We start from the raw sequence: 20,628 nt of genomic DNA on the forward strand, positions 1-20,628 counted from the left end.
CGTTCGACCGGCGCGCATTCGACGCGGCGGATATCCGTGCTCAGGTGGACGCCGCCGACGCGGCCGGCACGGACGGATGGATGCTGTGGAATCCGCGCAATCGCTACGATCCCGCTGCGCTGCCGCGCTGAGCGGCGAAGCGGGATGCGCCACGTGTCGAAATGGCAAAATCTGCCAATTCATGCAGTTCTGTGGCTTTTCATTCGAATGTCATCTCGCGTCGAGATAGTGCGGGACCGTGCGCCAGTCCCGGGAACGAACGACGCGAGCCGGCCCGTTCGCCTCGCCGCCGGGAAACCGTCCATGGGACGCGGCAAACAGCAACCGTTACGCCCGCCCTGAAGGCGGCGCGTGTCATCTCGACAGAAGGAACGTGCAATCGTGAACGCCATCGCAGCGGCAGACTCCCATGACGTGGTCATCGTCGGCACCGGGATCGTCGGCCTCGCCCATGCCTATACGGCGGCACAAAAGGGGCTGCGCGTCTGCGTGATCGAACGCGATGCCGCATGCGTGGGCGCGTCGATCCGCAATTTCGGCTTCGTCACCGTCACCGGGCAGCACGCCGGACACAGCTGGCGGCGTGCGCGGGCGAGCCGGGAGGTCTGGGCGGACGTCGCGCCGCAAGCCGGCATCGACGTGCTTCACACGGGCCTCCACCTGATTGCGCGCCGCCCCGAGGCGATGCGCCTGATCGATGCGTTCATGCAGACCGGCATGGCCGACGGCTGCCGGGTCATGACACCCGGTGAAGCGGCGGCAGTGGCGCCCGAGTTGCGGCTCGACGGTGCGCAGGGCGTGCTGCACAGCCCGCATGAACTGCGCATCGAGCCGCGTACCGCGATCGGGTTGCTCGCGTCCTGGCTGGCGGAACGCTTCGGCGTGCGGTTTCGTTACGGCGAGATGGTGCACGAGGTGCGCACGCCGACCGTGCGTACGTCGCGCGGCGTGTTGCACGCGGAGCGCGTGATCGTCTGCGGCAATGCGGACAGCCGTCACCTGTACGGCGACTGGTTCGCGCGGCACGCGGTGCGGCTGTGCCAGTTGCAGATGCTGCGCGTGCGGCCGCACCGCCCGCTGGCGCTGCGCGCCGCCGTGATGAGCGACCTGAGCCTGCTGCGTTACGCGGGTTTCGCGGCGCTGCCCGCCGCCGATGCATTGCGCACGCGCCTGCAGGCGGAGGAGCCCGAATGCCTCGGTTACGGCATCCACCTGATTGTGGTGCAGAGCGCCGACGGCAGCCTCGTGGTGGGCGATTCGCATGAATACGGCGCCGCGCCGCTGCCGTTCGCGACGCAGGAGATCGATGCGCAGATCCTGCGCCTGCTGCACGAGACGCTCGACGTGCCGGAGCTGGACATCGTCGAACGCTGGACCGGCAGCTATCCGTCGGCGGCCGATGCCGATTGCGTGATCGAGGCGCCGGACGACGGCACGCGCGTCGTCGTCGTGACGAGCGGCGCCGGGATGAGCACGGGCTTCGGGATCGCGCAGGACGTGTTTGCCGCGTGGTGAGGGCGGCGGCATGCGAGTCGCGCAGTCGCCGGGTTCGCGGGATGCTGTTGCGAGCGATACACCTGGCTACATGACCGCGGGATTCGATGGGCGGTTTTAGTGTGTTTAGCGAAACGGGCAAATCAAGAATTTGTCTAGTCATCCTGACCGAAAGATCGGATGAAATGCACCATGTTCGTGCCGTGAATCACCACCACGAGGCGCGCCAGAGCCCCGGAATTAGGGGATTTCCCGCGTTTATCCGGTTTTTTTTGATCAACGCTTGTCGCTCGGTTTTTCTTCTTGCATGCTTGTATAGACAAATTCCTGAGGCCGCTTGCATGACCGAAGGGATGACGATCTTCAACACAAGGAGAAATCTCGTGAACGGCAAGCGCATCAAATGGGCAGTCAGGACGATCGGCATCATCGCAGCGGCAGCGGCCACGCTTTCCGCGCCGGTGCAGGCGAAGGAATGGAAGACGGTGACGGTGGCGCTCGAGGGCGGCTACGCGCCGTGGAACCTCACGCTGCCGGGCGGCAAGCTCGGCGGTTTCGAGCCCGAGCTGCTCGCCAACGTGTGCGAGCGTATCAAGGTGCAGTGCAACATGGTCGCGCAGGACTGGGACGGGATGATTCCCGGGCTTCAGGCCGGCAAGTTCGATGTCCTGATGGATGCGATCTCGATCACGCCGGAGCGCGAGAAGATCCTGCTGTTCTCCCGTCCGTATGCGGCGACGCCCGCGACCTTCGCCGTCACCGATACGAAGATCCTGCCGAAGGCGGCGCCGGGCGCGCCGATCGTCAAGCTGTCGGGCGACGCGAATGCCGACAAATCGATCGTCGACGCGCTGCGCAAGCAGCTGAAGGGCAAGACGATCGGCATCCAGTCGGGCACCGTCTACACGAAGTTCATCAACGACAGCTTCAAGGACATCGCGTCGATCCGCGTGTACAAGACTTCGCCCGAGCGCGATCTCGACCTCGTCGCCGGCCGCATCGACGCCTCGTTCGACGATGTCACGTACTACGCGGCGAACAACACGAAGAAGGACACCGCATCGATCGTGCTCGCGGGCCCGAAGCTCGGCGGCCCGATCTGGGGGCCGGGTGAAGGGCTCGCGTTCCGCAAGCAGGATGCCGACCTGAAGACGAAGTTCGATACGGCGATCGGCGCCGCGCTCGCGGACGGCACCGTGAAGAAGCTCGCCGACAAGTGGTTCAAGACCGACGTCACCCCGTAAGCGCACGTCCGGCCGCCGCCGCGCAAGCGGCATGAGCCGCGCGCGGCGGCGCGCATCCCGCCGATCCTATCAACGCTTGCCGGGAGGCACGCATGGAGATCCTTGAAATGCTGGGCTTCGGAACCGAAGGCTGGGGCGGCGTGCTGCTGCTCGCCGCGCTGATGACGGTTGCGCTGACGCTTGCCGCGCTCGCGGTCGGCGCCGTGATCGGCGCGGGCATCGCAGCCGCGAAGCTGTCGCGCTATCGCAGCGCCCGCCTGCTCGGCGACCTGTATACGACGGTGTTTCGCGGCGTGCCCGAACTCCTCGTCATCTACCTGTTCTATTTCGGCGGCTCGACGCTCGTCACGGCGGTCGGCCAGTGGTTCGGCGCGGAAGGCTTCATCGGCGTGCCGCCGTTCGTGATCGGCGCGCTCGCGGTGGGGATGATCTCCGGTGCGTACCAGGCCGAGGTGTATCGCGCGGCCGTGCTCGCGGTGTCGAAGGGCGAGCTCGAAGCGGCGCGCTCGATCGGCATGCCGAGCAGCATGGTCCTGCGCCGTATCCTGATTCCGCAGGTCCTGCGCTTCGCGTTGCCCGGCATCGGCAACGTGTGGCAGCTGAGCCTGAAGGATTCGGCGCTGATCTCGGTCACCGGGCTCGCCGAGCTGCTGCGCACGAGCCAGATCGCGGCGAACTCGACCCACCAGTATTTCGTGTTCTTCGTCGCGGGCGGCGCGCTCTACCTGGTCATGACGGGGCTGTCGAACCGCGTGTTCAACCGGGCCGAAGCGATCGTCGGCCGGTCGTTCCGCCGCAACTTCGCACGCAACTGACGGAGCGCACATGTCACTCGATTTCGACTTCCTGTTCGACACGCTGCGCCAGCTGCTCGCGGCGGTACCGACCACGCTCGGCCTGTTCTTCGCGTCGCTCGTGCTCGGCGGCCTGCTGTCGCTCGTGATCGTCACGATGCGCGTGTCGCCGCGCTGGCTGCCGAACCGCTTCGCGCGTGCATACATCCTCGTGTTTCGCGGCTCGCCGCTGCTGATCCAGATGTTTCTCGTGTACTACGGGCTCGGCCAGTTCGGCGTGATCCGCGAGAGCTTCATGTGGCCGCTGCTGCGCGAGCCGTACGTGTGCGCGGTGCTGTCGCTCGCGCTGTGTACGGCCGGCTACACGGCCGAGATCCTGCGCGGCGGGCTGATGGCCGTGCCGGTCGGGCAGATCGAGGCCGGCTATTCGATCGGCCTGTCGGGCTTCGTGCTGCTGCGCCGCGTGATCGGCCCGATCGCGCTGCGCCAGTGCCTGCCCGCGTATTCGACCGAAGCCGTGCTGCTGGTGAAGTCCACCGCGCTCGCCAGCCTCGTGACCGTGTGGGAGGTGACGGGCGTCGCGCAGCAGATCATCCAGCAAACCTACCGGACGACCGAGGTGTTCGTGTGTGCGGCCCTCATCTATCTGGGCCTGAACTTCATCGTCGTCCGCCTGCTCGGCGCACTCGAATGGCGGCTGTCGGGCCACCTGCGCGCGCCGAAGCCGTCCGGCGCACCCGCGGCCGACGCCCGCAATGCGCGGCGTGTCGCATCCTGACCGCATCCTTCCTTCCAGGAGAATCCGATGAACACCGCTGCTCCCGTCGCCCTGTCGGTCAGGAACATCCACAAGTCGTTCGGCGATCACCACGTGCTGAAGGGCATTTCGCTCGACGCGCACGAAGGCGACGTCATCTCGATCCTCGGTGCGAGCGGATCGGGCAAGAGTACCTTCCTGCGCTGCCTGAACCTGCTCGAAACGCCCGACGACGGCTCGGTCGCGCTCGCCGGCGAGGAACTGAAGATGAAACGCGCGCGCGACGGCAAGCTGCATCCGGGTGACCGGCGCCAGGTCGACCGCATCCGCTCGCAGCTCGGGATGGTGTTCCAGAACTTCAACCTGTGGTCGCACATGACCGTGCTCGACAATCTCGTCGAAGGGCCGCTGCGCGTGCAGAAGCGCAGTCGCGCGGAAGCGGTCGAGGAGGCCGAGGCGCTGCTCGCGCGCGTCGGCCTCGCGGACAAGCGCGGCTACTATCCGGCCCATCTGTCGGGCGGCCAGCAGCAGCGGGTCGCGATCGCACGGGCGCTCGCGATGCATCCGAAGGTGATGCTGTTCGACGAACCGACTTCCGCGCTCGATCCGGAGCTGGTCGGCGAGGTGCTGCGCGTGATGCGCTCGCTCGCGGAGGAAGGGCGCACGATGCTGGTCGTCACGCACGAGATGGGCTTCGCGCGGCACGTGTCGAACCGCGTGATGTTCCTGCATCAGGGCGAGGTCGATGCGGACGGCACGCCCGGCGAACTGTTCGGCGGCCAGTGCTCCGAACGCTTCCGCCAGTTCGTGTCGAGCCATCATGACCGTGCCGCGAACTGAGGCTGCCATGACCGTATTCCGTTCGGCCCGCCCGCTCGACTGGCGGCAGATTGCGGCGGTGGCGGCCGGCGCGCCGCTCGCGTTGACCGACGAGGCGCGCGGGCGTGTCGTCGCGGCGCGCGAACTCGTCGACGCGATCGTCGCGCGCGGCATTCGCGCGTATGGCGTCAACACGGGCGTCGGTGCGCTGTGCGACGTGATCGTCTCGCCCGCGCAGCAGGGTACGCTGTCGCGCAACATCCTGATGAGCCACGCGGTCGGTGTGGGCGCGCCGCTCGGTGCGGCGGAAACGCGCGCGATCATCGCGGCCGCGATCAACAACTACGCGCACGGGCATTCCGGTGTCCGAGCGGACATCGTCGACCAGCTGGTCGCACTGCTCGAACACGATTGCCTGCCTGAAGTGCCGGCGCACGGTTCGGTCGGCTACCTGACCCACATGGCGCACGTCGCGCTCGTCTGTATCGGGCACGGCCACGCGCGTCATCGCGGTGAACGCGTGCGCGGTGACGAAGCGCTGCGCCGCATCGGCCGCGAGCCGCTGGCGCTCGGTGCGAAGGAGGGGCTGAGCCTGGTCAACGGCACGCCGTGCGTGACGGGGCTCGCCGCGCTCGCGCTCGCGCGCGCGGAGCGGCTGCTCGACTGGGCCGACTGGATCGCGGCGACGAGTTTCGAGAATCTCGGCGGCCAGCTCGCCGCGTTCGATCCGGCCTCGCTGGCGCTGCGCATTTCGCCCGGCATCGGGCACGTCGGCGCGCGCCTGCGCGCGATGCTCGCCGACAGCGCGATGCTCGCCGCGGCGAACGGGCGGCATACGCAGGACCCGCTCAGCCTGCGCACGATTCCGCACGTGCACGGCGCGGCGCGCGACGTGCTGGCGGTCACGGCGGAAGTCGTCGACCGCGAGCTCGCGTCCGTGACCGACAATCCGATCGTCGCGGGCACGCGCGACGCGCCGACCGTGCATTCGCAGGCGCATGCGGTCGGCGCGGGCATCGCGCTCGCGATGGACAGCCTCGCGGCCGCGATGGCGCAGGTCGCGGCGATTGCCGAGCGGCGGCTCGACCGGCTCGTCAATCCGCTCGTGAGCGGGCTGCCGGCATTTCTCGCGGCGCCGGGCGGCACGTGTTCCGGGTTCATGATCGCGCAGTACACGGCGGTCGCGCTGGTTGCGCAGAACCAGCGGCTCGCCGCGCCTGCGAGCCTCGACGGCGGCATCACGTCGGGCCTGCAGGAGGATCACCTGTGCCATGCGACGCCGGCTGCGCTGAAGGCGCTCGACATCATCGAGAACACCACGCGTGTGCTCGCGATCGAGTTGCTGGCCGCCGCGCAGGCGTACGATCTGCAGGAAAACGAAGCATCGCGGGCGGCGCCGACCGACGCGCTGCGGCGATACGTGCGCGAACGCGTGCCGGCGTATCACGACGACCGGCCGCTCGCCGACGACATCGCGAGCGCGGCCGCCATCGTCGCGGGCGTACCGCCGTCGCTGGTGTGACGCAGCGGCGCTGCGGCGGTCGGCAGGTCATCCCATCTTCATTCGATCGAGGGCGCATGAACGAAGCGGAACGATACACGGCTCCCCGGCCGGGGGCCGTACCGGGCGACGACGTGCCGGCGCGCGCGCTGCCGGCCTACCAGCAGATCAAGCGCTACGTGGTCGAGCGGATCGCCAACGGCGACTGGAAGCCCGGCGGCGCGATTCCGACCGAGGCCGAACTGGTCAAGGAGTTCGGCGTGGCGCGGATGACCGTGTCGCGTGCGCTGCGCGAGCTGACTGCCGAGCGCGTGCTGACCCGCATCCAGGGTGCGGGCACCTTTGTCGAGCGCCGTCATTACGAATCGACGGTGCTCGAGATCCGCAACATCGCGGACGAGATCGCCGAGCGCGGCCATCGGCACAGTGCGCGCGTGATGACGCTCGAAAGCAGCGACGATCCCGAAGCGATCGAAGCGCTGGGGCTTCGCGCGGGGCCGGTGTTTCATTCGCGCATCGTGCATTGCGAGGAGGGCGAGCCGATCCAGTTCGAGGATCGCTACGTCAATCCGGCGCTGTTTCCCGCGTATCTCGAGCAGGATTTCACGGTCGAGACGCCGAACCACTACATGGTGCGGCTCGCGCCGATCCAGCGTGCGGAATTCCGGATCTACGCGCAGAAGCCCGATGCGCAGGTGCGCCGGCACCTCGTGATGGAAATCGGCGAACCGTGCCTGCTGCTGCGGCGGCGCACGTGGGTCGGCGGGCAGGTCGCGACGTCGGTGCAGCTGTGGCATCCGGCGTCACGGTTTCATCTGGCGGGGAGGGTGTAGGGAGGTCTGTCCGTCGCCGCCAGTCACCTACATTGCCCGAAGGCGATCGTTGAGGCAGGTCGCCGTCAAGCGTGACGGCGTGCACCGCATTCGCCGCAGAACAGGTCGTCGGCGTCCATCGGCTTGCGGCACTGCGCGCATGCGGAGGCATCGTCCGCGGCGGGTGATGCCGTATCCGACGCCGGCAGCGATGCCGTGCGCGCATGCGCACGTCTGGGTGGCGTACCGCTCGCGTGCTACGAAGGCGTGCGACGCGGAACGGGCCGCTCAGCGCGGGATATCAGTCGGAATGGGTTCGGCCGCGCGGAAAGTGTCGGCGTAGTTTTCGCGTGCAAACCTGACCGGATGCGCCGCGCGCACCGCCACCAGCCTGGTGGTGTCGTCATCGCGGTGACGAGGCGGTTACCCTGCCCGCCGTGGCGCTCGCAGGTCTCACCCGCGCACTTCGAAACCCGATTGCCGCTGGCGTCATGCCACAGGCCGCCGCCTTCAGGGCAGTCGTTGCGCCGCTCGCCCCGTGCAACCGCCGCCGCCGCCATTCCGCGATCTGATTCACCGGTGCATCGAGTTGCCGCCAGGTTGGGCAAATGGCCGCGCGCCTTTGACGGCAAGCGGCGTTGCATTGGCTTGATGCGCCGCCGAGTGCATCTGCCGGACTCTCCTTGCCATTGCAGTCACCGAGCGACTCCCCGGCCTCGCGTAACCATTTCCCAACGAGTCACCGAAGGCCCGTGCAACTACTGAGTTGCCGCAAAAAATGGTTTATGGTCAAATGACCATGTCAAATGATCTACACGTCTGTTTCATCCCCAATTGGGCGTCGCCGCGCAAGCGCGGACTGGCCGAGGGCGGACAACGGTTTGCGAAAGCTTCGGGGCGGCGCGGAGATTGGCGCGCATCGGCCACCGGAGGTTTGGCGAAATCCCGGGAGACGAAGCAGGCGTCCGCGTGTTGACGCCTGGGCAGCTTTCGCCCGTCGGCTGAAAGCGCCAGGTTGGAAAACAAGAATTTCTGGAGACGGTGCTCGTGAATGAAATGCACAGCAGGACGAACCAAGCGATTGACCCTTCGGCGCTACGCGCCCAACTTCGGGACGGCTCCTTGCTGGAGACGCGTGCCTGGCTGGCGTCGGGATGGGAGGAGGGCACGGATGGCCGTTCGTTCCCCGTAACGAATCCGGCCACGGGTGACATCCTGGCCCGCGTGGCCAGCCTCGGCGCCGCGGACGTCGAACAGGCCATTGCGTCGTCGGCGCTGGCACAGCAAGGCTGGCAGAAGCGGACCAGCCACGAGCGCGCCAAGCTACTGCGCGCCTGGTACGACCTGATCGTGGCGAATGCCGACGACCTCGCGTTGATCATGACGTCGGAGCAAGGCAAGCCGCTGGCGGAGGCCCGCGGCGAAATCATGTATGCGGCTTCCTTCGTGGAATGGTTCGCCGAAGAAGCGAAGCGTGTCTACGGCGACGTCATTCCTCATCCGCAAGGCGACAAGCGCATCCTCGTCATCCGCCAGCCGATCGGCGTGTGTGCCGCGATCACGCCGTGGAATTTCCCTGCCGCGATGATCACGCGCAAGGTCGCGCCGGCACTGGCCGCAGGCTGCTCCATCATCGTGCGCCCCGCAGACCTGACGCCGCTCACGGCGCTTGCGCTTGCCGTCCTGGCCGAGCGAGCGGGCATTCCGGCGGGCGTCCTGCAAGTGGTGTGCGGCCCGTCGCGCGAGATCGGCGCGGTGCTCACGGCCAGCCCGGTCGTTCGCAAGCTTTCGTTCACCGGCTCGACCGAAGTCGGCCGCGTGCTCATGAGCCAGTCGTCCGGGACGATCAAGCGACTGTCTCTCGAGCTCGGCGGCAACGCACCTTTCATCGTGTTCGACGACGCCGATCTCGACGCGGCAATCGAAGGTGCGATGGCGTCGAAGTACCGCAATAGCGGCCAGACCTGCGTGTGCGCGAATCGCTTTCTCGTCCAGTCAGGCATTCATGACCGTTTCGTCGACGCGCTCACCCGGCGAGTCCAGGCACTCAAGGTAGGAAACGGCATCGAGCCGGGGGTGCAGCAGGGGCCGCTGATCCAGAAGTCCGCGTGCGACCACCTGAATCAGATGATCGACGATGCCGTTAGCAAGGGCGCACGAATCGTCACCGGCGGGAAAGGCCATCCGCTCGGGGGCACGTTTTTCGAGCCGACCGTCATTGCCGGTGCGACGCCGGCCATGCGTGTCGCGCGCGAAGAGCTCTTCGGGCCCGTCGGCCCGGTGTTCCGCTTCGAGGATGAAGCAGAAGCGATCGCGATGGCCAACGACACCGAGTACGGGCTCGCCGCCTATCTCTATACACGCGACCACGGCCGCATCTGGCGTGTGGGCGAGGCACTCGAGTACGGCATGGTCGGCCTGAATACCGGTGTGATTTCCAACGAGGTCGCGCCGTTCGGCGGGGTCAAGCAGTCGGGCCTGGGCCGTGAGGGTTCCCGTTACGGCATCGAGGAATACCTGGAAATCAAGTACATGTGCACCCAGGTCTAACTGCCAACGTCCGCATCAAGGAAACGTCAATGGAAATGCTCCCGCAGTCGATGCTCTTCGAAACTGTTCCGTCCATTCTCCAGGAATGGGGTTGTGCGCGCCGCCTGGGTCAGGTGATGGCGGCGTGGACGGAGCGCCGTCATGCCCTGATCGTGACCGATGCAGGGCTGCACAAGGCCGGTGTGCTGGAACCGGCGAAAGCGTCGCTGGCGGCCGAGGGATTCCGCGTGGCGGTTTTTGACGAGGTCGTGGCCGACCCGCCGGAGAACGTGGTCTTGCGCTGCGTGGAGTTCGCGCGCAGTGCCGAGGCGGACGTCGTCGTCGGCCTGGGCGGCGGCTCGTCGATGGACATCGCGAAACTGGTTGCGGTGCTCACCGTCTCGCGGCAATCGCTCGCGCAAATGTACGGAATCGGCAATGTTCAGGGCGCGCGCCTGCCGTTGGTGCAGATCCCGACAACGGCGGGTACCGGATCGGAGGTCACCAACATTTCCATCGTTTCGGTTGACGAAACAACCAAGATGGGCATCGTCGCACGTCAGCTGTATGCCGACAAAGTGATCCTGGATGCCGAGCTGACGGTCGGCCTGCCACGCAGCCATACCGCTGCGACGGGCATCGACGCGATGGTTCATGCCATCGAGGCCTATACCAGCAAGCACAAGAAGAATGCCATTTCCGACGCGCTCGCGCGTGAGGCGCTGCGACTGCTGGTGGGCAACCTGATCCCGGCTTGCGAAAACGGCGAGGACCGGCGCGCGCGCGAGGCCATGCTGCTGGGCGCGACGCTGGCGGGGCAAGCCTTCGCCAATGCTCCGGTGGCGGCGGTGCATGCGCTGGCGTATCCGTTGGGCGGCCATTTCCATATCCCGCACGGCTTGTCCAACGCATTGATGCTGGCGCCCGTGCTGCGTTTCAACGCCGAAGCGGCGGCTTCGCACTATTCGGAACTGGCAGACGTCGTCGGCGCGGGTGGAAAGGGCGACGCCACGGCGCGCACGGCGGCGTTCATCGCATTTCTGGAAGACCTGATGGACCGATCCGGCGCGCCGCGTCGTCTGCGCGACGTGGGTGTCACGCACTCGAGCCTGCCGACCCTCGCGGCCGATGCGATGAAGCAGCAGCGCTTGCTGTTGAACAATCCGGTCGTCGTCACGGAGTCGGATGCATTGCGCCTGTACGAACAAGCCTATTGAACCGACGCCGGAAAATCCGCAGTCGCCGTAATGTAAACAGAGAGCAGAGAGAGTGCACCGTGAACAATGTAGAAAGGATTGAGCACCACAAGATCGTTATCCTGGGTGCGGGCTTCGGAGGCCTCGGCATGGCCGCTCGCATGAAAATCGCGGGCATCGACGACTTCGTCGTGCTGGAGAAGCGTCCCGATCTCGGCGGCGTCTGGCTGGACAATTCGTATCCCGGCGCGGCATGCGATACCGAATCGCACCTGTACTGCTACAGCTTCCATCCGCATTTGCGCGTGAGCGCGATGTATGCCGGCCGCAATGAGCTGCTGCACTATCTGAAATCGCTTGCCACGCGGTTCGACCTGACGGAACACCTGCGATTCAACACCGAGATTCTCGTTGCCGAATGGGATGCCGGTGCAAACCTCTGGCGGTTCGCGCTGAGTGACGGCTCCCGGATGACCTCTCGATTCTTCGTGCCGGCCTGGGGGCAGTTGAACCGCCCGATGATCCCCGCGGTTCGCGGCCTGGCGGATTTCAACGGAGACTATTTCCACTCCGCCGAGTGGCGGCACGACGTGGACCTGAACGGCAAGCGGGTGGCAAGCATCGGAAACGCCGCCAGCGCCGTGCAGTATGTGCCGCTCATCGCGCCGAAGGTCGATCACCTGACGGTATTCCAGCGAAGCGCGAACTGGATCATGCCGCGCAACCAGATCGTCTTCCCGACGGAACAGCTCGATACCTACGAGCGCGAGCCCCATCTCTTCGAAGAAAGCCGGAAGTCGCTGCACGCTTTCCGCGAGTCCGGGTTCGAGCGTACTCGGATGGGGTCCAGCGCGCAGCAGGAAGGCAAGAGTCTCGCGCTGGCGCACCTGCATCGCCAGGTGCCCGACCCGGTACTGCGCGAGAAGCTGACGCCGGACTATGAATACGCGTGCAAACGGATTCTGCGATCGGACGACTACTATCCGGCGCTCATGCGCGACAACGTCGCGCTGGAGACGGCGGGAGTGGAATCGTTCGTCGACGAGGGCATCGTGACGCGGGACGGCCGCCTGCTCCCGTTCGACGTGGTCGTGTTCGGAACCGGATTCGAAAGTCAGGCTTTCCAGGGCAGCCTGCAGGTGCGTGGAACGGACCGCACGTTGGCCCAGGCTTGGGCAGACGGCCCGGAAGCCTATCTGGGCATGACCGTGCCGGGCTTTCCGAACATGTTCATGTTGTATGGGCCGAATACGAACCTGAACCACAACTCCATCGTGTCGATGCTCGAGATTCAGCAGAACTACATCATCGACGCGATCGGCGGCATGGCTTCGGCCGGCGTGAAGGCCGTCGACGTCGATCGGGCCGTGTTCGACGAATACAACGGCAAGCTGCAGTCGGCGATGGCCGGGTCGGCGTTTTCGGCAGGCTGCTCGAGCTGGTACAAGAACGCGCAAGGCAAGGTGATCAACAACTGGCCGGGCACGGTGGACGAATACCGCGCCGTGGCGCAATGGGATCAAAGCGCGTTCGCTGCGATCTGAGCGGGGAGGCACATGACATCTGCGCACTGGTTGCCGCTGACCGAGGTGGCTGACGATGCTCGGGACGCCGTTCGGGCGTTCCGCGAACTGGGCGGGCGACACTACGGCAGCTTTTCCGTCGACCAGTCGCGCGTGAACTTCGTGCGGGCCTGCGAATTGAACGGCCTCACGGGCGACGCGGCCGTTGTCCATGAGGACATCGACGTTCCCGTCGCGGGCGGCAGCATTCGCGTACGGCTTTATCGTCCGCCCGCCGGAGCGCGTGCCGACGGCGCCCCGCTGATCGTCTTCATTCACGGCGGCGGGTGGGTGATCGGCAGCGTGGACACGCATGACGGCATCTGCCGTCATCTCGCACGGCATGGCGGGTGTGCTGTCGCTTCCGTGGAGTACCGGCGATCGCCGGAGCACCGGTGGCCGATCCCGCTCGAAGACTGCGAGCAGGCATTGGACTACCTGGCGGCCAATGCGTCAGCGCTCGCCATCGATGCGTGTCGGGTGATCATGGCGGGCGACAGCGCCGGCGGCAATATGGCGACCCTCATCGCCAATGCGGCACCGGCCGCGGGACCCGCGATCATCGGGCAGATCCTGTTTTATCCCGTGACGGACCTGACGGCTTCGCTTCCGTCATACCAGCGCATTCAAGGCGGATTTCCGCTGGTCGCCGAGTCGATGCTGTGGTTCCGGGAACACTACGTGCCGCCCGACACGCCATTTGATCTTCCGCGCCTGTCACCGCTGCTGCATGCGGAAGGCCGGCGGCAGCCGCCGATGTTCATTGCCACGGTGGGGCTGGATCCGCTGTGTGACGAAGGCATTGCCTACGCGTCATGCGCGGCCCGCGCGGGGAGCACGGTCGAGCATCACCATCTGCCCGGGCATCATCACGGCATCATCACCGCCGCCCGCACGATCCCGGCAGCAACCTGTCTGCTGGATCGCGCCGCTTCCTTTGTCCGGCGGCTTGCCGAGAAAGAAGGTCTCGACGTTTGACGCCTGGGCCGTCGCGCCGGCCGACGCAGGCCACCGTCGCGATCGGCCGTGTAATGGAAACTCCTGATTCAAATTGTCCCTCGACTGCATAGACTGGGAACCGTTGAACTTGGTCAATTGATCATGTTCGAGTTGGCCGGTCCGACCGGGGCGTGACCATCAACGGCACATGCACGTCCGCTCGGGTGCACCGATGGTTGTCTCATGCTGGGTTGAAGCGTTGTCGCTGGCATGCACGTGCGAGCGTCTTTTTCCTACGTAGTCACATGACCAAGTCGATTGATCTAGTCGTGCGGCGTTACGGATATTTTCAATAACTGGTCATCGGAGGGATCTCATGACTAAGAATCACGCAGATTCGGGTTTGCCTGAGCACGTAGAGGTACTAATCATCGGGGCGGGGATCTCGGGGATCGATGCCGCTTGTCATCTTCGCATGAACTTGCCGGACCGCTCTTTCGCCATCCTGGAAGCCATGGATGGATTCGGCGGTACGTGGTGGACCCATCGCTACCCCGGCGCGCGTTCCGACAGCGACCTGTACACGTACGCATTCGGATTCCGCCCGTGGCAGGGCCGCTCGATCGCCACGGCGGAGGAGATCCACGGCTATCTGGGCGATGTCATCGAGGAATATGGCCTCGGTTCGAAGATCCACTACGGGCATCGTGTTCAAACGGTGAGCTGGTCGAGCGAGCAGAAACGCTGGACGGTCGAGGTATCGCGCAAGGATACGGGCGAACACTTCTCGATCACCACCGACTTCCTGTGGCTGGGGGCGGGGTACTACGACCATCGCAAGGGCTTTACGCCGAAGTGGAACGGGTTCGATCGCTACAAGGGAACGGTCGTTCATCCGCAGCACTGGCCGGACGACCTCGACTATGCCGGCAAGCGGGTGGTCGTGATCGGCTCGGGCGCAACCGCCGCGACGCTGATTCCGGCGATGGCCGGCACCGCGGCGCATGTGACGATGCTGCAACGTTCGCCGACGTTCTTCACGGCGGTTCCCTGGACCCACCAGCTGGACACGACGCTTCGCGAACTGAGCCTCCCGGAAGCGTGGCGGTCCGAGATTCTGCGGCGTGCGCACCTGAAGCAGACGTTCGACCTGATCAACCTGTCGGCCGCGAACCCGGACGCCGTTCGCGACTGGCTGATCAACGAGACTCGCCAGCAGCTGCCGGAAGGGTTCGACGTCGACAAGCACTTCAACCCCAGCTATCGCCCGTGGCAGCAGCGCGTGGCGGCGGTGCCGGAGGGCGACCTCTTCACGGCCATCCGGGACGGCAAAGCGTCCGTCGTGACGGACACCATCGAATCGTTCGACGAAAGCGGCATCGTGTTGGCGTCGGGAGAACATCTCCAGGCGGACATCGTCGTGACGGCGACGGGCTTCGACATGAGCGCTTTCGGCCAGATCGCGTTCCACGTCGACGGCGAGCCGGTCGACATGTCCAAGCGGGTCTCGTATCGGGGAATGATGATCGAGGGTATCCCGAACATGGCGTTCATCTACGGCTACTACCGGTCGAGCTGGACGCTGCGCGCCGATCTCGTCTGCGAATTCACCTGCCGCGTCCTGGCGCATATGGACAAGGTGGGCGCGAAGACGGTGGAGCCGTGCCTGCGCGCCGAAGACGCCGACATGCAGCGTCTGCCCTGGACCGACCCGAACAACTTCAATGCCGGATACGTGATGCGGTCGCAACACCAGATGCACCTGCGTGGCGATCGCATGCCGTGGCAGCACCACTTCGAGTACGAGGAGGAGCGCCAGACCATTCCGGAATTGAGCCCGGATGCCGAAGTCCTCGTGTATCGCTGATCTCCGAGCAACGTTCGAATAAAGGTGAAGTTATGGCACTCGATTTGCACCTCGCTGGTTTTCTCGAATCCCTTGCCGGGTCCGGCGCGAAACCGCTGCCACAGTCGACCCCCGCAGAGGCGCGCGGTTTGATGCAGCATCTGGCTCGCGCCGTTCGCGCACCGGAGGCCGTGGTCGACATTCACGGCGTGGAAGACCTGACCGTTCCCGGCGCGGCCGGATCGCTGCGGGCGCGGCTGTATCGTCCGACGCAGGAGCGTGATCTGCCGACGGTCGTCTATCTCCATGGCGGCGGGTTCGTCATCGGCGACCTGGATACCCACGACAACATTTGCCGGGAACTGGCGCGCGGCGCGAACGCGGTCGTCGTCTCGGTGGATTACCGGCTGGCGCCTGAGCATCCGTATCCGGCCGCGGCGGACGACGCGATTGCCGCGACCCAATGGGTGATCGCGAACGCGGGTGAGCTGGGCGGAAGCGACGTCGTGGCGGTGGCCGGCGATAGCGCAGGCGGCAATCTTGCGGCGGTCGTGACCCAGCAACTGCACGCCGACGGCATTTCGCTGTCCGCCCAGTTCCTGATCTACCCCGCGGTAGCGCAGGATCGCTCCGGCTTTCCTTCCTTCAAGGAAAACGGCGAAGGCTACTTTCTCGACTTCGAGACGATCGCCTGGTTCGAGCGACATTACGTGCTCGACGGTACCGACAGGGAGGAGCCGCGACTCGCGCCGATCCGTGCGAAGGACCTGGCCGGGTTGCCGCCTGCCGTCATCCTGACCGCCGAATTCGATCCGCTGCGCGACGAGGGCGAGGCCTACGGTCGCTTGCTCCACGCGAGCGGCATCAAGGTCGACACGATCCGGTGCGACGGCATGATTCACGGGTTCTTCGACATGGGGGCGATCTCCCCGGGCGCGCAGGCGTGGATCGAGAAGGGCATCGCGAGTTTTAGAAAGGTACTCGGCGGCGCGCGGCACCATTGACAGGTTGGCGGAAGCGACCTGATTTCGCTTTTCGCCATTTCGTGGCCACGCGGTTCGATGGATGACCTCCAACGCTGCCGATGCGGCCACGCAGTGCTGATGCATGACGGAATGAAGCCGATCGCGCGACGGCTCGCTGAGGCCGCGGCGTGAGTGGCGGAATCGATGCATCAGGTAGTTGCTTGCGAAGCGTTCAAGCATCTATCGAGGACACAGACCCGTGAAGAACTCATTCGATTATCTTGTTGTAGGCGGCGGCTCGGCAGGCAGCGTGCTGGCTTCGCGTTTGACCGAAGATCCCGATGTGACGCTGTGCCTCTTCGAAGCCGGCGGCACGGGCGATGGATGGCCCGTCAACGTTCCGGCCGCGCTGGTGCTGATGATCCCGTCCCGGCTGAACAACTGGGCGTTCGAGACGGTGCCGCAGAAGGGGCTGCAGGGGCGGCGCGGCTACCAGCCGCGCGGCAAGGCGTTGGGCGGATCGTCCGCGATCAATGCGATGGTGTACACGCGCGGCCATCATGCCGACTACGACGACTGGGCCGCGCTCGGCAACGAAGGCTGGGGCTGGAACGACGTCTTCCCGTATTTCAAGCGAAGCGAGCATAACGAGCGGCTGGGCAATGAATGGCACGGGCGCGGCGGCCCGCTGTGGGTCAGCGACCTGAGGACGGACAACCCATTCCAGGCGCGTTGGCTGGACGCCGCACGAGAGTGCGGCCTGCCCGTCACCGACGATTTCAACGGTGCGGAGCAGGAAGGCGTCGGCATTTACCAGGTGACCCAGAAGAATGGCGAGCGCTGGAGTGCGGCACGTGCGTATCTTTTTCCGCACATGCAGACGCGCGGCAATCTGACGGTGGAGACGGGCGCGCAGGTCAGGCGCATCGTGTTCGACGGCAAGCGGGCCGTTGGCGTCGAAGTCACGCGCGGGGGGAATGTCGAGACGGTCTGGGCGAAGAAGGAGGTGATCCTTTCCGCCGGCGCGTTTCAATCGCCTCAGTTGCTGATGTTGTCCGGCGTCGGTCCGAAGGACGAGCTCGAGCGTCACGGCATCGAGGTCGTCGCCGATCTCCCGGGCGTGGGAGAGAACCTCCAGGATCACCCGGACTTCGTTCTCAGCTACAAGACGAACAGCCTGGATGCGCTCGGCGTATCGGCACGCGGCGCGATCAAGACGCTGGGCGACATCCGGCAATACCGGAACTCGCGAACCGGTACCCTGACCACCAACTTTGCCGAAGGCGGCGCATTCCTGAAGACGCGTCCCGAGCTGGATCGACCGGACGTTCAGATGCACTTCGTCGTCGGGCCCGTCAGCGATCACGGAAGGAAGGTGCGGCTCGGCCACGGTCTTTCCTGTCACGTGTGCCTGCTGAGGCCGAAAAGCCGTGGGTCGGTCAAGCTGCGAAGCGCCGATCCGCTGGACGCGCCGTTGATCGACCCGGCCTTCCTCGATCACGAGGATGATCTCGAGGTCCTGGTCGAGGGCTACAAGCTGACCCGGCGGTTGATGGCGGCACCGGCGATGGCCCGGTTCGTGACGGAGGACATGTTCGCGTCCCGGTCGCGATCGGACGACGACATTCGCGCGTTGCTGCGCGAGCGGACCGACACCGTGTACCACCCGGTCGGAACCTGTCGCATGGGGAACGACGCGCTCGCCGTCGTCGATTCCCAGTTGCGCGTACGGGGAACGGAAGGCTTGCGCGTGGTGGATGCATCGATCATGCCGACGCTCGTGGGCGCAAACACGAACGCGCCGACGATCATGATCGGTGAGAAAGCCTCCGACCTGATTCGGAGGATCTCCCGATTCCCGTCCGCGATGCCGGAAACCGCGGTCTGAGTGGCCGCTCTCGTGCCGACATACGTCGGCACGAAGGCTCCGATCGGATATGGACGTCGCGAGCACGATATGTGCAGCGACGTCCGCCGCCTGAAGGCATGCGCTCGCCGGCCGGTTGAGGCCAGACTGGACGTTGCCCGGGCATCGCGCGCCGGCCTGTGTGCGTCAACAACCGGAGAAAGACCGGTGCCCGCTTTGCGGCGATGAGCCGCAGCAACCAACGAACCCGTCAGCCGATCGACCGTGCTCGGCGTCCGGCCTTCGGCGTGCGTCATGCCGAACGCCGTCTTCCATTCGACGAGCCACGCCCGTGAACGGGGAACCCTCTGCCGCGCCTGAGCGCTGTCCGGAAGGTGTCCGCGTGCGCGACAGGCAACGACTCGGATATTCGATCATGCACTCGCTCATACTCATTGCGGATGACGCGCCGGAAATGGCCTCAACGCTCGATACCTGCCTGACTCGCAACGGGTTTCGAACATTCCAGACCAACATCTCCCAGGCCATGCTGGCCACGCAACTGAACCTGAAGCCGGATCTGGTCATTCTCGACGTCCGTGAACTGCGTGCGGATACCCTGGACATGCTCGCCAGGCTTCGACGACAAAGCGATACCCCTATCGTCGTCATTTCGGCGTGTGACCTGGACTGGGAGCGGTTGCGCGCACTGCACGCCGGCGCCGACGACTACATCGTCAGGCCCTTCAACCCGGACGTGGTCGTCGCGCGATTGCTCACGATGCTTCGCCGCTCCGGTGCGCTCGCGCCTGAGCGTCGTCTCCGCGTGGGTGCGCTCGAGGTCGATACGGAAAGCTATATGGCGTGCGTGAGAACGCCCTCCGGTGAAATGCCGGTTTCCGTGACACTCGTCGAATTCCGCCTGCTGGCGCACATGGCCAGGCTGCCGAATCGTGCATTTACGCGCGTCGAATTGCTCAATGCGTGCATGGCGGACATCAGCGCATCCACACGCACCGTCGACAGTCACATGAGCCGGCTACGGAGAAAGCTGGCGGCCGCAGGGGTGTCGGGCATCCTGGAAAGCGTGCACGGCGTCGGCTATCGTCTTCGAAAATCCGGTTGACGGGGAAGGGCGTCGCTCGTGACCGGAAGCCGCGGTTCGTTGAGTCAGCATTGGCGCTGACGTGCATGCAGCTGCGATGGGTGCACCACCGGCAGATCGTCGGGCCCGAGCCGGTGCGGCGGGTGCGCCGATCATCGACCGTAACCACCTGGCTTCGACACGGCGAACCGCGATTCACGATCGCGGCTCGCCGTGCGCATCAGACATCCGAAAGTTACTGCGTGACGACCCCGTCGCGAGAAAAGATCAGCCACTTGTCGCCGGCCGAGGGGAGCGCCGCGGTGAACGTCGTCCCGGTCTGGGTGTGCAGGCGCTGGAACGTCTTGCCATCATCGGTACTTTGCGCCTGCAGCCCGTCGACCCCTACCGCCAATACCGTGGAGCCTCGGGACGCAAGCGCGGTAATGGAATTCCTGGTGTCGAGCGTCGCGCGTGTCCAGGTATGGCCGTTGTCCTCGCTTCGCATCAACGTGCCACGCAGCCCGCCGACCAGCAGTACGCCGTCGGGCAGCGCGACGCCGCACCAGAACGAGCCCTTGTAACCGGTCTCCACGCTTTCCCACGTGTTGCCCTTGTCCCTGGAAATCAGGAGTTGCCCCTTCTCGGCCGTGGCAAAGATCTCGCCATTGCCGTTCGAAAAGAGGCCGAACAGATTCAGGTCCGACTTCTTGCCGTTCGGGAGAACGGCTTCTCTTTTGGTCCAGGTCTTGCCGCCGTCATCGGTGACGAGGATGAGCGACCAGAGTCCGACGGCCACGCCGTGGTCGGCATCGATGAAGTGCACACCGAACAGCGGGCGATCCTCGTTCGTCGCGAGTCGTTGAACCTCCCACGTCTCGCCGCCGTCCGTCGTCTTCAGGATCGCGCCCCAGTGGCCGACTGCCCAACCTGTCCTGGCGTCGATGAAACTGACGGACGTCAGCGTCGAGCTTACTGGCACGGACTTGGCCTGACGGTACGTCGCACCGCGGTTGTCGGACAGCAGGACGATGCCGTTCGCGCCGACACTCACGACCCGCTGGCCGGCCCAGGTGGCATCCAGCACGGCCGACTGGGTCGCGATGCCGGACTGGACGGCCGGAACGGGCCGGAGTTCCGATGCGGATACCGCGCCTGGCGTGCTGCCCAGCAGCGCGCCAACGACGACGGCACCGGCCGACAGCGAGAGAACCTTGCGATACAGGGTCATGGAATCCTC

17 protein-coding genes are annotated in these 20,628 nt (G+C 65.6%); 16 read left to right on the forward strand and 1 reads right to left on the reverse strand.

All coding sequences use genetic code 11. From position 1 onward, the window contains the following. The 16 genes from C5O79_RS32655 to C5O79_RS32730 form a co-directional block, all read left to right on the forward strand. Positions 1-131: putative glycoside hydrolase (locus tag C5O79_RS32655; RefSeq protein WP_240687930.1), on the forward strand; the 131-nt coding region annotated here is incomplete at its 5' end. A gap of 250 nt (positions 132-381) precedes the next feature. Next, positions 382-1,515 (forward strand): TIGR03364 family FAD-dependent oxidoreductase, encoded by a 1,134-nt coding sequence (locus C5O79_RS32660; protein WP_240687931.1) that lies wholly within the window; start codon positions 382-384, stop codon positions 1,513-1,515. Between the two features lie 362 nt (positions 1,516-1,877). Further along, positions 1,878-2,738 carry a transporter substrate-binding domain-containing protein gene (locus tag C5O79_RS32665; RefSeq protein ID WP_122479109.1) on the forward strand — a complete coding sequence of 287 codons (861 nt, stop codon included), beginning with the start codon at positions 1,878-1,880 and terminating at the stop codon, positions 2,736-2,738. Positions 2,739-2,830: 92 nt separating this feature from the next. Further along, positions 2,831-3,553: an ABC transporter permease subunit gene (locus C5O79_RS32670; RefSeq protein WP_122478774.1), complete on the forward strand. Its 723-nt coding sequence runs from the start codon at positions 2,831-2,833 to the stop codon at positions 3,551-3,553. 10 nt (positions 3,554-3,563) lie between these two features. Next, complete coding sequence (locus C5O79_RS32675) at positions 3,564-4,310, forward strand: ABC transporter permease subunit (protein WP_131932089.1); 747 nt, start codon at positions 3,564-3,566, stop codon at positions 4,308-4,310. A gap of 27 nt (positions 4,311-4,337) precedes the next feature. Next, positions 4,338-5,129: an ATP-binding cassette domain-containing protein gene (locus tag C5O79_RS32680; RefSeq protein WP_039353363.1), complete on the forward strand. Its 792-nt coding sequence runs from the start codon at positions 4,338-4,340 to the stop codon at positions 5,127-5,129. Between the two features lie 7 nt (positions 5,130-5,136). Beyond that, entirely contained in the window at positions 5,137-6,630 is a 1,494-nt protein-coding gene (gene hutH / locus C5O79_RS32685) for a histidine ammonia-lyase (RefSeq protein ID WP_122478776.1), read from the forward strand. A 56-nt stretch (positions 6,631-6,686) separates the two neighbouring features. Beyond that, positions 6,687-7,442, forward strand: coding sequence for a histidine utilization repressor (gene hutC, locus C5O79_RS32690; protein ID WP_047852859.1), 756 nt, complete (start codon positions 6,687-6,689; stop codon positions 7,440-7,442). A gap of 1,035 nt (positions 7,443-8,477) precedes the next feature. Further along, a complete protein-coding gene (locus tag C5O79_RS32695) occupies positions 8,478-9,971 on the forward strand; it encodes an NAD-dependent succinate-semialdehyde dehydrogenase (protein WP_124472655.1) in 1,494 nt (497 codons plus the stop codon). 29 nt (positions 9,972-10,000) lie between these two features. Next, on the forward strand, positions 10,001-11,167 hold the full coding sequence (locus C5O79_RS32700; RefSeq protein WP_131932091.1) for an iron-containing alcohol dehydrogenase: 1,167 nt from the start codon (positions 10,001-10,003) through the stop codon (positions 11,165-11,167). Positions 11,168-11,226: 59 nt separating this feature from the next. Then, positions 11,227-12,690: an NAD(P)/FAD-dependent oxidoreductase gene (locus C5O79_RS32705; RefSeq protein ID WP_131932093.1), complete on the forward strand. Its 1,464-nt coding sequence runs from the start codon at positions 11,227-11,229 to the stop codon at positions 12,688-12,690. 12 nt (positions 12,691-12,702) lie between these two features. Continuing rightward, positions 12,703-13,686 (forward strand): alpha/beta hydrolase, encoded by a 984-nt coding sequence (locus C5O79_RS32710; RefSeq protein ID WP_122478787.1) that lies wholly within the window; start codon positions 12,703-12,705, stop codon positions 13,684-13,686. A 337-nt stretch (positions 13,687-14,023) separates the two neighbouring features. Further along, complete coding sequence (locus tag C5O79_RS32715) at positions 14,024-15,514, forward strand: NAD(P)/FAD-dependent oxidoreductase (protein ID WP_082138595.1); 1,491 nt, start codon at positions 14,024-14,026, stop codon at positions 15,512-15,514. A 32-nt stretch (positions 15,515-15,546) separates the two neighbouring features. Continuing rightward, the gene (locus C5O79_RS32720; protein WP_122478789.1) at positions 15,547-16,497 is read left to right on the forward strand and encodes an alpha/beta hydrolase; all 951 of its coding nucleotides are present in this window, start codon (positions 15,547-15,549) and stop codon (positions 16,495-16,497) included. Positions 16,498-16,717: 220 nt separating this feature from the next. Beyond that, entirely contained in the window at positions 16,718-18,346 is a 1,629-nt protein-coding gene (locus C5O79_RS32725; protein WP_122478791.1) for a choline dehydrogenase, read from the forward strand. Between the two features lie 394 nt (positions 18,347-18,740). Beyond that, positions 18,741-19,430, forward strand: a complete 690-nt coding sequence (locus C5O79_RS32730; RefSeq protein ID WP_047852851.1) for a response regulator transcription factor — start codon at positions 18,741-18,743, stop codon at positions 19,428-19,430. A 214-nt stretch (positions 19,431-19,644) separates the two neighbouring features. Here C5O79_RS32730 and C5O79_RS32735 read toward each other — a convergent pair whose 3' ends face one another. Beyond that, complete coding sequence (locus C5O79_RS32735; protein WP_174242187.1) at positions 19,645-20,619, reverse strand: YCF48-related protein; 975 nt, start codon at positions 20,617-20,619, stop codon at positions 19,645-19,647. Positions 20,620-20,628: the final 9 nt, after the last annotated feature.

The sequence above is a fragment of the Burkholderia sp. SRS-25 genome (assembly GCF_004343765.1).
In the GTDB taxonomy this organism is placed as follows: Bacteria; Pseudomonadota; Gammaproteobacteria; order Burkholderiales; family Burkholderiaceae; genus Burkholderia; species Burkholderia contaminans.